Source organism: Sphingopyxis sp. NJF-3 (genome assembly GCF_053514865.1).
Window position 1 is genome coordinate 3,607,390 of record NZ_CM130726.1, and the last position, 12,453, is coordinate 3,619,842.

General features: G+C 69.1%; 11 protein-coding genes. 8 read left to right on the forward strand and 3 right to left on the reverse strand.

All coding sequences use genetic code 11. The features are described from left to right. Nucleotides 1–18: 18 nt before the first annotated feature. On the forward strand, nucleotides 19–555 hold the full coding sequence (gene mobA / locus ACOTSS_RS17375; protein WP_448689230.1) for a molybdenum cofactor guanylyltransferase: 537 nt from the start codon (nucleotides 19–21) through the stop codon (nucleotides 553–555). Here the strand turns inward: mobA and ACOTSS_RS17380 are convergent, their stop codons facing one another. Continuing rightward, nucleotides 556–1,152, reverse strand: a complete 597-nt coding sequence (locus tag ACOTSS_RS17380) for a TetR/AcrR family transcriptional regulator (protein WP_448689231.1) — start codon at nucleotides 1,150–1,152, stop codon at nucleotides 556–558. It abuts the gene before it with no gap. A 107-nt stretch (nucleotides 1,153–1,259) separates the two neighbouring features. On the opposite strand from ACOTSS_RS17380, the gene ACOTSS_RS17385 reads away from it, so the two are divergent. The 3 genes from ACOTSS_RS17385 to ACOTSS_RS17395 are packed head-to-tail and all read left to right on the forward strand — an operon-like array spanning nucleotide 1,260 to nucleotide 5,401. Beyond that, nucleotides 1,260–2,681 (forward strand): efflux transporter outer membrane subunit, encoded by a 1,422-nt coding sequence (locus ACOTSS_RS17385; RefSeq protein ID WP_448689232.1) that lies wholly within the window; start codon nucleotides 1,260–1,262, stop codon nucleotides 2,679–2,681. Further along, nucleotides 2,678–3,850, forward strand: coding sequence for an HlyD family secretion protein (locus tag ACOTSS_RS17390; protein WP_448689233.1), 1,173 nt, complete (start codon nucleotides 2,678–2,680; stop codon nucleotides 3,848–3,850). Before ACOTSS_RS17385 ends, ACOTSS_RS17390 begins: the two co-directional genes overlap by 4 nt. A 6-nt stretch (nucleotides 3,851–3,856) precedes the next feature. Next, the gene (locus tag ACOTSS_RS17395) at nucleotides 3,857–5,401 is read left to right on the forward strand and encodes a DHA2 family efflux MFS transporter permease subunit (RefSeq protein WP_448689234.1); all 1,545 of its coding nucleotides are present in this window, start codon (nucleotides 3,857–3,859) and stop codon (nucleotides 5,399–5,401) included. A 42-nt stretch (nucleotides 5,402–5,443) separates the two neighbouring features. Here ACOTSS_RS17395 and ACOTSS_RS17400 read toward each other — a convergent pair whose 3' ends face one another. Next, on the reverse strand, nucleotides 5,444–7,903 hold the full coding sequence (locus tag ACOTSS_RS17400; protein WP_448689235.1) for a TonB-dependent receptor: 2,460 nt from the start codon (nucleotides 7,901–7,903) through the stop codon (nucleotides 5,444–5,446). 120 nt (nucleotides 7,904–8,023) lie between these two features. Between ACOTSS_RS17400 and ACOTSS_RS17405 the strand changes: the two genes are divergently transcribed. Then, the gene (locus ACOTSS_RS17405) at nucleotides 8,024–8,671 is read left to right on the forward strand and encodes a TetR family transcriptional regulator (protein ID WP_448689236.1); all 648 of its coding nucleotides are present in this window, start codon (nucleotides 8,024–8,026) and stop codon (nucleotides 8,669–8,671) included. A 32-nt stretch (nucleotides 8,672–8,703) separates the two neighbouring features. After that, on the forward strand, nucleotides 8,704–9,801 hold the full coding sequence (locus ACOTSS_RS17410; protein ID WP_448689237.1) for an acyl-CoA dehydrogenase family protein: 1,098 nt from the start codon (nucleotides 8,704–8,706) through the stop codon (nucleotides 9,799–9,801). A gap of 6 nt (nucleotides 9,802–9,807) precedes the next feature. On the opposite strand, the gene ACOTSS_RS17415 is transcribed toward ACOTSS_RS17410, so the two are convergent. Beyond that, a complete protein-coding gene (locus tag ACOTSS_RS17415) occupies nucleotides 9,808–11,040 on the reverse strand; it encodes an acyl-CoA dehydrogenase family protein (protein ID WP_448689238.1) in 1,233 nt (410 codons plus the stop codon). 82 nt (nucleotides 11,041–11,122) lie between these two features. Between ACOTSS_RS17415 and ACOTSS_RS17420 the strand changes: the two genes are divergently transcribed. Both ACOTSS_RS17420 and ACOTSS_RS17425 read left to right on the forward strand, forming a co-directional pair. After that, on the forward strand, nucleotides 11,123–11,971 hold the full coding sequence (locus ACOTSS_RS17420; protein ID WP_448689239.1) for an oxygenase MpaB family protein: 849 nt from the start codon (nucleotides 11,123–11,125) through the stop codon (nucleotides 11,969–11,971). 59 nt (nucleotides 11,972–12,030) lie between these two features. Continuing rightward, nucleotides 12,031–12,414 carry an OsmC family protein gene (locus tag ACOTSS_RS17425; RefSeq protein ID WP_448689240.1) on the forward strand — a complete coding sequence of 128 codons (384 nt, stop codon included), beginning with the start codon at nucleotides 12,031–12,033 and terminating at the stop codon, nucleotides 12,412–12,414. Nucleotides 12,415–12,453 lie beyond the last annotated feature (39 nt).

The window sequence follows — 12,453 nt, forward strand, 5'->3', positions numbered from 1 at the left end:
CCCCACGGCGCGGCGGGCATGACGCGGCTCGGTGCCATCCTGGCCGGCGGGCAGTCGCGGCGCTTCGGCAGCGACAAGGCGCTCGCGGTCTGGGACGGACGGCCATTGATCGCCCATGTCGCGGCGATCCTCGAGCGCCATGCCGACGAGGTGGTCGTCTGCGGCCGGACCGCGAGCCCCCTTGCGCTGCCCCATCTGCCCGACCGTCCGGCGCCGGGGCTTGGCCCGCTCGGAGGCCTGTGCGCGGCGCTTCATCATGCCGCCGGGGCCGGGCATGATGCGGTGCTGTCGCTCGGCTGCGACATGCCGCGGATCGACGACGCGCTGCTCGACCGCCTCTGCCGCCCCGGCCCCGGCCGCTATCTGATCGAAGCGCCGATCGTCGGCTGCTGGCCCGCCTCGCTCGCCGAAGCCTTGACGCGCCATCTGGCCGAGGGTGGCGACGGCGCCGTCCGGCGCTGGGCGGCGCAGGCGGGGATGGAGGGCATCGAAGCCGGCATGCCGCTCGCCAACCTCAATTCGCCCGCCGATCTCGTGGCACTGCGCGGCGACTGATCAGCCTTCCGGCCCCCAGGCGCGGTAGAAAGTGTCGAGCGCGGCGTCGATCTCGCCCGAAAGCCGCGCGCGGTCGGCACGCCGCGCCTCGGGCAGGTTGAGCAAAGTGAACTGGTAGAGCCCCGATTGGCAAAGTCCGGCGAGCTGATAGACCGCCTGCAGCGGATCGCCATGGCGCAGCTCGCCGCGCGCCATCTTTTCCGCCACCCATACCGCGAGCCGCGCCTTGCCGCGGCGCGGGCCGCGATCATAGAAAGTCTCGGCCAGATGCGGGAAGCGCCGCGCCTCGCCGACCACGAGCTGGTAGAGCGCGAGCAGCGGATCCGAGGTCAGCGTGGTGATCAGCACCTGGCAAAAGCGGCGGAGCACCGGAAGCACCGCCTCGTCGACTGGCAGCTCGACCTGGAGCGCGGCGCCATAATATTGGACGATATCGTCGACGACCGCCTCGAACAGCGCCTCTTTCGAGGGGAAATAGGTCCACAGCGTCGTCTTCGACCCGCCCACCTTGCCCGCGATCGACGACATGGTCGTGCCGGCATAGCCGTTGGCGAGAAAAGCCTCGCGCGCCGCATCGACAAAAGCCTTGCGCCGCACCGCGGCGGCATCATCCCCGGAAACCGTACTGACTGGTATCATTTCGATTGACAACCCATCTCCTGACGCTATTGGCCGCATGATACCAGCTAGTATCGTTGGATGCCATGCCCCGTTTCATTGTGACGACAACCGCGCTTCTCAGCCTGATCGCGGGCTGCGCCGCGCCCGATCTGGGGCCCAGGCCAATGCCCGCGGCGCCCGAATCGCTCGCGTCCGACGCAAGCTTCGCCGACGCGGCGGGGGCATGGCCGGTCGGGGGCTGGTGGCAGGCGTGGGGCGACCCGCAGCTGGACACGCTGATCGCCGAAGGGCTCGCGGGGTCGCCCGACATCACCGCCGCCGCCGCCCGCGTCCGCGCCGCCGAGGCGCTGGCGCAGCAGGCGGGCGCCGCGCTGCTCCCGCGCGTCGGCGCCGAAGCCGGCGCGGGGGGCGTCCAGCAGAGCAAGACGATGGGCATCCCGCCGCAGTTCGTCCCCGACGGCATTCAGGACACCGGCCATGTCGCCGCGACCTTTTCCTTCGACCTCGACCTGTGGGGCCGGAACCGCGCCGCACTCGCCGCCGCGACCTCCGAAGCCGAGGCGGCGCGCGTCGATGCGGCGCAGGCGCGGCTGATGCTGACCACCGGCATCGCCGCCGCATATGCCGACCTCGCGGGCCAATATGAGGCGCTCGACGTCGCCCGGGAAGCGCTGCGCGTACGCGGCGCGAGCGCGCAGCTGTCCGCCGACCGCACCCGCGCGGGGCTCGACAATCAGGCGAGCGCCAGCCAGGCCGACAGCCGCGCCGCCTCGGCACGCGGCGACATCGCCGCGCTCGAGGAGGCGATCGCGCTGACCCGCAACCGGATCGCCGCGCTCGTCGGCGCGGGCCCCGACCGCGGGCGGTCGATCGCGCGGCCGACCCTCGCCGCTCCCGCGGTCGACCTCCCCGCCGGCGCGGGGATCGAGCTGATCGGGCGGCGTCCCGATATCGTCGCGGCGCGGCTGCGCGCCGAGGCGGCCGCGAAGCGCATCGACGTCGCGCGCGCCGATTATTATCCGAACATCAGCCTGTCGGCGCTGATCGGCTTCCAGTCGCTGGGGCTCGGCAATCTGTTCGACGCCGGGTCCAAATATGGCAATGGCGGCGCCGCGATCAGCCTGCCGATCTTCGAAGGCGGGCGCATCGAGGGCCGCTATCGCGGCGCGCGCGCCGATTATGATGCCGCGGTCGCGCGCTACGACGGCACGCTGGTCGCCGCGCTGCGCGATGTCGCCGACATCGTCGCGAGCCGCGCCGCGACGGCGCGCCAGCTTGGCGAACGCCGCACCGCGCTCGCCGCCGCCGCCAACGCGGCCAAGCTCGCCGGGCTTCGCTACCGCGCCGGCCTCGACAACCAGCTCGCCCAGCTCACCGCCGAAGACAGCATGGTCGCGCTGAGCCGCTCGGTCGCCGATCTGACGGCGCGCCAGCGCGCGCTCGACATCGCCCTGATCCGCGCGCTCGGCGGCGGCTATCGGGCCCCGACCGCAACAGGAGAATGACGATGGCCGACGACAAGGCTACGGCCGCCCCCACCCCTCCCCCGGAAACGCCCGAAAGCGACGAGGCGAAGGAGGCGCGGCTGGCGAAGCGCAAGAAGCTGCTCCGCATCCTCGCGATCACGGTCGTCACGATCGCGACGCTGTGGGGCCTCTGGTATTTCCTGACCCAGGCGGGCCGCGTGTCGACCGACAACGCCTATGTCGGCGCCGACAGCGCCGCGGTCACCGCGCTCGTCTCGGGCCCCGTCGAGGAGGTGCGCGTCAGCGGCACGCAGGCGGTGAAGAAGGGCGATATCCTGATCATTCTCGACGACGCCGACCAGCGCATTGCGCTCGCCGATGCCGAGGCGGCGCTGCGCCAGGCGCGCCAGCGCTACGGCCAGGCCGATGCGACCGCCGATGCCGCGCGCTCGCGCGTCGCGGCGCGCGGGGCAGAGATTGCGCAGGCTGAGGCGCGGCTGCGCGACGCCGACGTGACGGTCGAGCGCGCCCGCGCCGAGCTGGCGCGGCGCGAGAGCATCGCCGGCACCGGCGCGGTATCGGGCGAGGAACTGACCGCGGCGCGCGCGAGCCTCAAGCAGGCGCAGGCGGCGCGCGACCTCGCCGCGGCGGGGGTCACTTCGGCGCAAGCGACGCGCGGCTCGGCCGCGGGCGATCTCGGTGCCGCTGAGGCAGTCGTGCGCGGCACGACGATCGACACCGCCCCCGACGTCGCGGCGGCGGAAGCCCGGCTCGACAAGGCGAAGCTCGACCTTGCACGCACGGTGATCCGCGCACCGGTCGACGGCATCGTCACCAACAAGCAGGTGCAGGTCGGCCAGCGGATCGCCGCCGGCGCCCCGATCATGGTGATCGTGCCGATCGCCACCGCCTATGTCGACGCCAATTACAAGGAAAGCCAGTTCAGGAAGATCCGCGTCGGCCAGCCGGTCGAGCTGACCTCCGACTATTATGGCGGCGACGTCGTCTATCACGGCAAGGTCGTCGGCATCGCCGGCGGCACGGGCGCCGCCTTCTCGCTGATCCCCGCGCAGAATGCCACGGGCAATTGGGTGAAGGTGGTACAGCGCCTGCCGGTGCGCATCGCGCTCGACCCCAGGGAATTGAAGGCGCACCCGCTGCGCGTCGGCCTGTCGATGGAAGCGACCATCGACACGCGTGGCCGGTAGGACGCGATGGCCAGCGCCGCCGCCTCGACCCTTCCCGCGGAGCCGCAACCGCTCTCGGGCATGCGGCTGATCGCCGCGGCCTTCGCGCTCGCGCTCGCCAATTTCGTCGTGGTGCTCGACACCACCATCGCCAATGTGTCGGTGCCGCATATCGCGGGCGGTCTCGCGGTGTCGCCGACGCAGGGGACGTGGGTGATCACCAGCTATGCGGTCGCCGACGCGATCAGCGTGCCGCTCACCGGCTGGCTCGCCGCGCGCTTCGGCACGGTGCGCTGGTTCCTGATCTCGATCGCGGGCTTCGGCCTCTTCTCCTTCCTGTGCGGCGTGTCGCGCACGCTCGACGCGCTGATCCTCTTCCGCGTCCTGCAGGGCCTGTCGGGCGGGCCGCTGATGCCGCTGTCGCAGATCCTGCTGCTGCGTATCTTTCCCAAGGAAAAGGCCGGGGTCGGGCTCGCCATCTGGGCGATGACCACGACCACCGCGCCGATCCTCGGGCCGATCCTCGGCGGCGTGATCAGCGACAATTGGAGCTGGCCGTGGATCTTCTTCATCAACCTTCCGGTCGTCGCGATCTGCGCCTTCGGGGTGGGGAGCATGCTCGGCGGGTTCGAGACGAAGCGCGTCAAGGCGCGCATCGACACGGTCGGCCTCGTCCTGCTCGTCGTCTCGGTCGGCGCCTTCCAGATCATGCTCGACACCGGACGCGAGCATGACTGGTTCGGCTCGACGTGGATCGTGGGTCTCGCGATTCTCGCCGCGGTCAGCTTCGTCGCCTTCGTCATCTGGGAACTGACCGACGCCAATCCGGTGGTCGACCTGCGCGTCTTCCGCTTCCGCGGCTTCAGCTTCGCGACGCTCGCCATATCGCTCGGCTTCGGCGCCTTCTTCGCGCAGGTCGTGCTGACGCCACTGTGGCTACAGCAGGTCGCGGGCTATACCGCGACCGACACCGGGTTCGTCGTCGCCTGGCTCGGGGTGTTCGCGGTGCTGCTGTCGCCGGTCGCGGCGGGATCGATCGGCAAGGTCGACATCCGCCTGACGATCAGCGCCGGCATCCTCTGGATGGCCTTCATCTCGACCCTGCGCGCGGGCTGGACCGCCGACGTCGATTATTGGACTCTCGCCTGGCCGCATGTCCTGCAGGGGATCGGCATGCCCTTCTTCTTCGTCGGGCTGACCGCGCTCGCGCTGTCGAGCGTGCCGGCGCAGGACCAGACCAATGCTGCGGGGCTAATGAGCTTCCTGCGCACGCTGAGCGGCGCCGTCGGCACCGCGATCGCGACCACCGCCTGGGACGATTCGAGCGCCTCGGCGCGCGCGCAGCTCGTCGCGACGATGAACGACACTGGCGGCGCGATGGACAGGCTCCAGCAGGCGGGGCTGACCCTCGAGCAGGCGCGCGGCGCGGTCACCCGCATGGTCGAGGTGCAGGCCTCGACGCTGGGAGTGCTCCACCTCTTCCTCGCGGCGGGGGTCGTGTTCGTGATCGCCGCGATCGCGGTGTGGTGCGCGCCGCGTCCCAAGCAGGTGTCGATGGGCGCCTCGCATTGAGGCTACGAAGCAGCGGGCGGGCAAAGCCCGCCCGCCCGCCCGTCAGAAGTTGAACTTCGCGGTCACGCCATAGCTTGGGCTGCGGCCGGGGAAGCGCACCGCGGTGTTCGCGTTGGTCGCCGCCGACATCCAGTAATAGGTGTCGGTGATATTCTTGCCCCAGATCGACACGTCCCATTTGCCGTCCTGACTGTAGAGACCGAGGCTGGCGTTGAGGATGCCATAACCCTTGATCTGCAGCGGCGCGAAATCCTCGATCGTGCTGCCGGTCTTCGACTGGTAGCGTCCGTTGAGGATCGCCCGAACGCCGAGCCGGTCGCCGACCGGGGCGTCGTAGGTGATCGTCGCGGCGCCCGAGAATTTGGGGCTGTAGGGGAAGGCGAAGCCGTCAAAGTCGAACGGCTGGCCCGCGGCGTTGATCCCCACATAGCCCTGGATCTCGGTCTTGAGCCAGGTCGCCGCGACGCTGAGGTTCAGGCTGTCGGTGACGTCGAGGCTGACGTCGCCGTCGAGACCGTAGGCGCGCGACTTGGGGATGTTGTCGAGGCGCAGCAGCGTCGTGTAGATCGGGTCGGCGAAGTAGACCGCGAGCTGCTTGTCGCGATAGTCGTAATAGAAGGCCGCGAGGTTGAGATGCACCCGCCGGTCGGCAAGGCCAAGCTTGGTGCCGACCTCATAGGCGGTGAGCTGTTCCTGCCGCGCCGGGCGGTTCTGCGTCGCGATGTTCGCGGCGTTGACCGGGGTCGATCCCGATTTGTAACCGCGCGACACCGAGGCATAGAGCAGCGCGTCGTCTCCCGGCTCCCACGTCAGCGCGCCACGCCACGCGACATTATCCTCCTTCAGCGTCGAGGTGACCGCCCCGAAGGTGCCGGTGTCGACGTCGAAGGTGTTGCACTGGTTCGCGGTGATCGGCGGGGTGAAGACGCCATAAACCTGGAAGAAGAAGGCGCGGTTGAACAGGTTGACGTTGGGCAGCATCGAATCGCCGATCGAGCGCGAGCAGCCTTCATATTCCTGTCGGTCCTTGGTGTAGCGGACGCCGGTGGTCGCCTTCAGCGTCTCGGCGAGCTGCCAGTCGGCGCTCGCGAACAGGCTCCATGTCTCGGTGTCGAACGCCGCCTGGTCGCGATAGGTGCGGAAGGATTGCGCGACGTCGGCGGCGGTGTAGTCCGGCGAATTGAACGGCGTGTTCAAGAGACCAAGCTGGACGATCAGCGCCCGGATCGCGCCGACATTGGCGTTCTGGCCGAGCAGGGTCTGGTTGGTGTCGGTCAGCGTGTCGTTGGCGTAATAGCCGCCGACCACCCAGTCGGCGGGGCCGGTCGATCCCTGAAAGCGCAGCTCCTGAGAAATGCTCTCGATCCGGCCTTCGGCGTGCTGGATCAGAATCTCATAGGGCGCGCCGCTCCAGTCATATTTGGCGTTGCGCTTGACCCGGTTGTAGCCGGTCAGCGAGATGAAGCTGAGGTCGTCGGTGAGATCGAACTGAATGAGGCCGCGCAGCCCGACGAAGTCGCTGTCCTCCCGGAGCGGGCCGTCGATGCCGGGGCCGATGCCGATATCGGTCCCGCGCACCGAACGCGGCGCCCAGTCGGCGCTGTTCGAATCCCAGCCGCCTGCGTTGGCGGCAACATATTGCGGCAGGCCCGCTGCGTTGAACAGGCTGAACACCGTGCCGCTGGCGGGGTCGGTGTTCGGCGTGAAGCCGACCGCCTGCCCCGCGAGCGTGTCCGACTTGTTGACCCAGATATTGCCGCCGATCTCGATCTTCATGCCGTCGACCGGCTCGGCCGTCAGCGTCAGGCGCCCGCCATAGCGATGAACCTCGCCCAGCTTCTCGTCGCGCGAGATGCTGTGCTGCCACCCCTCCCAGCTGTCCTCGGTGCGGAAGGCGAAGCGCGCCGCGACCGCATCGCCGAGCGGGATGTTGAGGAAGGCTTCGCTGTTGAGCGTCTGCTGGCTGCCGCCCTCGACCGTGACTCCGCCCGAAAATTCGCCGAACTTCGGCTTGGCGGTGATGAAGTTGACGAGGCCGCCGGTGGTGTTGCGGCCATAGAGCGTGCCCTGCGGCCCCTTGAGCACCTCGACGCGTTCGAGGTCGTAGATGGGCCCGCTGTTCATGAAGGGATAGGCAAGCGCGACCTCGTCCTGATAGGTGCCCACGGTCGAGGTCGCCGACAGGTTGATCGTGTTGAAGCCGATGCCGCGCAGCGTGTAGATCGGAATCCCCTGATAGCCGCGCGAGACGTTGAGGCTGGGCACCACCGCCTGCAAATCCTCGGTCGAGGTCACGCGCAGATTCTCCAGCGTGTCGCCCGAAAAGGCCTGGATCGCGAGACCGACATCGTCGATCGCCTCGGCGCGGCGCTGCGCGGTCACCACAATCACGCCATCGTCCGCCGCCGCGGCGCCACCGTCATTCGCGTCCTGCGCACGGGCCGGCGAGGCCGCCAGCGCCGCGACCCCGATGCCCGCCAACAGAAACGACCGTCCGTTCATGTCCATCAAACCCTCCCGTTGCGATTCTTATCAGTCGTGATAGTTATCAGCACTGATAGAGATTGCAACAGCAATTGCAATTTCGGGCGAGGGATGGTCTGTCGGGCGCAAGGAGCGAAGATGGCCAGCGCAAGCGAGAAAACCGAAAGCCGGACGCGGGGGTCGATTCGCGAAGCCCTGCTCGACGCGGCGAGCGCGCTGATGCGCGAACAGGACAAGATCGACGTGGGCATCGTCGAGATCGCGGCGCGCGCCGGCGTGAACCACGGCATGATCCGCTATTATTTCGGCGACAAGGAAGGGATGCTCGCCGCGCTGCTCGACCGCGACGTGCTGCGCGCGATCCGCCAACTCGACGCGCTGTTCCGGCTGAACGTCACCCCCACGACACGGATGCGCATCCATCTGGAGGGCATCGTCGACACCTATTACCGCATCCCCTACCTCAACCGGCTGATCCAATATATGGTCCGCGACGCCGAGCCCGAGCGCGTGCGGCACATCGGTGACGAGCTGCTCAAAAAGATCGCGGGCGCGCAGGCGCGGATCATCGAGGAAGGCATCGCCGCGGGCGAATTCCGCGACGTCGACCCCAAGCTCTTCTACTTCAACACGATCGGCGCCGCCGACGGCCTCTATTCGAACCGGCTGACGCTGCAGGTGGTGTTCGAGGGGAAGCCCCACGCCGACGACGATCTGCACGCGCGCTATCGGCAGCATACGGTCGAGACATTGCTCGCGGGGCTGGTGAAAAATTATCAGACTTGATAATTTTTGTCGTGCAGCGCATAGGCGGCGGCATGGACCTGGAATTTAGCGAGGAAGAACGGCTGCTGCGCGACTCGCTCGCGCGTTTTCTGGCGCAGCAGCTTCCCTTCGAGAAACGGCGCGCAATGCGCGGTGCCGAGGCGCAGCTCGCCGCATGGCGCGAGGTCGATGCCGCGATCGGCGTCGGCGCCGCGCCGCTTCCCGAACGCATCGGCGGCTTCGGCGGCGGGCGCGTCGCGGCGATGATCGTCGCCGAGGAACTGGGCGCGGCGCTTGCCGTCACCCCCTTCATCGACTGCCACATCCTGTCGGCGACATTGCTGCTCGCGCTGGGCGAAGAGGCGCGCGTCGGCGCGATCGTGCGCGGCGATGCGCTGGTCGTCACCGCGATCGAGGAGCCGCAGACGCGCGGCGCCATCGCCGCGATCCGCACCCGCGCCGAGCCGGCGCCCGACGGCTGGACGCTGACCGGGCGCAAGATCGCGGTGCCCTTCGCCGCCGAAGCGAGCGACATCATTCTCCCCGCGCGTGACGAGAGCGGGCGGCTCCGCCTGTTCCTGCTGCCCGCGGCGTCGCTGTGCGACAAGCTCCATGCCTATCTGACGATCGACGATGGGCCTGCCGCCGACCTGCTGCTCGACGGCCTGTGGGTGCCGCGCGCGAGCGAGATCGGCGCCGGCCAGGATGGCGAGGCGGCGCTCGCCGCCGCGGTCGAGGCCGCGGTCGCGGCGCTGTGCGCCGAGGCGGCGGGGCTCGCGCGCGTCCTGCTCGACGACACGCTCGTCTACACCCGGCAGCGCCGCCAGTTCGGGCAGCCGCTGGCGAGCTTCCAGGCGCTCCAGCACCGCATGGTCGACATGCTGCTGCTGCGCGAACAGATTTCGGCGGCCGCATTGCTCGCGGCACTGAAGCCCGGCGACGCGCGCGCCAGCGCCGCCGCGAAGGCGACCGCGAACGAGGCGATCCGCCAGATCGGGCAAGAAGCGGTGCAGCTCCACGGCGCGATGGGGATGACCGAGGAACTGCGCGTCGGCCACTATTTCAAGCGCGCCACCGCGATCGAGCAGCGCCTGGGAACGCGCGACGCGCATGTCGCGCGCTATGCGGCGGAGATGACGCGGGCGGGATAGGCTGCGCTACAGCCCCAGCACCGCCTTCGCGAGAATGTTGCGCTGGATCTCGTTCGATCCGGCATAGATCGACCCCGCGCGCTCGTTGAAATAGCGCAGCGGCGCGATCGCCTGCCACGGCTCGCCGGTGATGTGCCCGTCGGCGGGAGGCGCATGCGCGGGGACGTCGGCGCCCGGGCACCCCGCGTGCGGCTGAAAGGCGGTGCCCGCGGGTCCTGCGGCCTCATAGCCGAGTTCGGTGATATGCTGGGCGAGTTCGGTCGCCATGATCTTCAGCAGCGACGCCATCACCCCGACGCTTTCGCCCTGCCCCGCCGACGACAGCAGGCGCAGCTCGATCATCTCCAATATGTCGACGCGGATGCGCGCGCGCGCCAGCTTGTGCGCAAAGACCGGGTCGTCGCCGAGCATCCCCTCGCCCGCCGGAGTCCCGGCGGCGTGGCGCGCGAGCGCGTCGAGCCGCATCGCGAGCGCCGGAGCGTGCGCCGACCCGCCGCGTTCGAATTCGAGCAGATATTTGGCGACGCTCCAGCCGCGATCGACCGCGCCGATCACATTGGCTTTCGCCGAGCGCGCGTCGTCGAAGAAGACCTCGGCCTGGATCGTCTCGCCCGAGATCATCGTCAGCGGGCGCACCGTCACTCCCGGCTGGTCCATCGGCACCAGCAGGAAGGTGATCCCCTGCTGCGGCCGCTCGCCTTTCGACGTGCGGACGAGGCAGAAAATCCAGTTCGCCTCCCCCGCGTGAGTGGTCCAGATCTTCGAGCCGTTCAGAACGAAATCATCGCCGTCCGCCACCGCGCTCATCTGCAGCGCCGCGAGGTCCGACCCGGCGCCGGGCTCCGAATAGCCCTGGCAGAAGAAAATCTCGCCCGACAGGATGCGCGGCAGGAACCAGGCCTTCTGCGCCTCGGTCCCGAACGCGGCGATGACGTGCGCGACCATATGGATGCCCATCGGCGACAGCGGCGGCGCGCCGGCGCGCGCGCGTTCGCGCGCCCAAAGGTAGAATTGGGCCGCACTCCAGTCGCGCCCGCCATGTTCGGGCAGCCAGTGCGGCGCGGCGAGCCCCCGCGCGTGAAGTTTCGCCTGCCACGCCATCGACACGTCATGATCGGCATAGACGCTGGTCATGCCCGCCGTTCCGGCGCGGAGTTCGGGCGTCAGTTCGCGCTCGAACAAAGCCCGAATCTCGCGCGCAAATTCCGCTTCGGCGTCGCTCCAGTCGAGGTTCATCATTCCACCCGTTGTCATTAATTATCACATCTGATAACAATTTAATCCCGAAGGTCAATCGCAACGGATGTGTCCCATGAACCCGATGAGCCGTCCACCCGCCGCGATGGCGATCGATTTCACCAGTCCCAAAGGCGAGCCCGCGCTGCTCGCGCCCGATTCGGTGCAGTGGCGGGTGTTCAAAAATCCGGTCGCGCTCGCCGTCGGCGGGGTCGCGGCGGTGCTGCTCGAATTCGCCGACGCGCGCATCCGCTCGGGGGTGTGGGACCATTCGACCTACAAGGCCGACCCGATCGGCCGGTCGCGGCGCACCGGCATGGCGGCGATGGCCGGCGTCTACGGCCCCGCGAGCACCGCGCGGCGCGTGATCGGCGGGGTCGGCCGCATGCACGCCAAGGTGTCGGGAACGACGCCGAAGGGCGAGGCCTATTCGGCGCTCGACCCCGAACTACTCAACTGGGTTTATGCGACCGCTCAATATGGCTTCCTCAAGGCCTATCATCATTTCGTGACGCCGCTCTCGCCCGCCGACCAGGCACGCTTCTGGCGCGAGGGCGAGCCCGTCGCGGCACTCTATGGCGTCACCGAAACGCCGAAATCCGAAGCCGACTTCCTCGCGATGATGGAGGCGCTGTTGCCGCGTTTCGAGCCGCATCCGATCGTCACCGAATTTCTGGACATCATCCAGTCGGGCCGCGCCGCGCCGTCGGTGCCGCGCTTTCTGCACAAATCGCTCGTACGCGCCGCGGTGTCGCTGTTGCCGCCCGCGGTGCGCGCGCGGCTCGAACTCGGCTCCCGCTACGACCTCGGCCGCCGCGACCGGTGGATGGTCGCGGCGATGGCGAAGCTCGCCGAGCGCGTGAGGGATCGCGGCTCGCCGGCGTGGCAGGCGGCCGAACGGCTCGGCCTCCCCGGCGACACCGCCTGGCGCTGAGGCTTGCCCTCGCGCGCGGCGCGTGAAAGAATCGCGCGGCAGATTTCAGGAGACGGAAGATGGCCCACGGCACCGCGCGCATCGGCAAGGACCGCTATCGCACCGAGATCGAGGTCAGCGGCCACAAGCTGATATCCGACGAGCCTCCAGCGCTCGGCGGCGGCGCGGTCGGCCCCGCGCCCTACGACCTGCTGCTCGCCAGCCTCGGCGCGTGCACCGCGATCACGCTGCGCATGTATGCCGACCGCAAGGACTGGCCGCTCATATCGGTCGAGGTGGGTCTGCGCCTCTCGGGCGGCCCCGGCGCGATGCACATCGACCGCACGCTGGCGATCGCGGGCCTCGACGACGCGCAGAAGGCGCGCCTCGCCGACATCGCCGAGCGCACCCCGGTGACGCTGACGCTGAAGGGCGGGCTGCCGATCGCGACGACGCTCGCCTGACTTGCCTGCAAGGCGCGAAGGGGCCGTGGCGGCCGACAG

Excerpts from the sequence above, each read along its gene's own strand:
- ACOTSS_RS17395 (WP_448689234.1), top strand. The coding sequence starts at position 3,857 with ATGGCCAGCGCCGCCGCCTCGACCCTTCCCGCGGAGCCGCAACCGCTC.
- ACOTSS_RS17420 (WP_448689239.1), top strand. The coding sequence starts at position 11,123 with ATGAGCCGTCCACCCGCCGCGATGGCGATCGATTTCACCAGTCCCAAA.
- ACOTSS_RS17410 (WP_448689237.1), top strand. The coding sequence starts at position 8,704 with ATGGACCTGGAATTTAGCGAGGAAGAACGGCTGCTGCGCGACTCGCTC.
- ACOTSS_RS17405 (WP_448689236.1), top strand. The coding sequence starts at position 8,024 with ATGGCCAGCGCAAGCGAGAAAACCGAAAGCCGGACGCGGGGGTCGATT.
- ACOTSS_RS17385 (WP_448689232.1), top strand. The coding sequence starts at position 1,260 with ATGCCCCGTTTCATTGTGACGACAACCGCGCTTCTCAGCCTGATCGCG.
- ACOTSS_RS17390 (WP_448689233.1), top strand. The coding sequence starts at position 2,678 with ATGACGATGGCCGACGACAAGGCTACGGCCGCCCCCACCCCTCCCCCG.
- ACOTSS_RS17415 (WP_448689238.1), bottom strand. The coding sequence starts at position 11,040 with ATGATGAACCTCGACTGGAGCGACGCCGAAGCGGAATTTGCGCGCGAG.
- ACOTSS_RS17425 (WP_448689240.1), top strand. The coding sequence starts at position 12,031 with ATGGCCCACGGCACCGCGCGCATCGGCAAGGACCGCTATCGCACCGAG.
- ACOTSS_RS17400 (WP_448689235.1), bottom strand. The coding sequence starts at position 7,903 with ATGAACGGACGGTCGTTTCTGTTGGCGGGCATCGGGGTCGCGGCGCTG.
- mobA (WP_448689230.1), top strand. The coding sequence starts at position 19 with ATGACGCGGCTCGGTGCCATCCTGGCCGGCGGGCAGTCGCGGCGCTTC.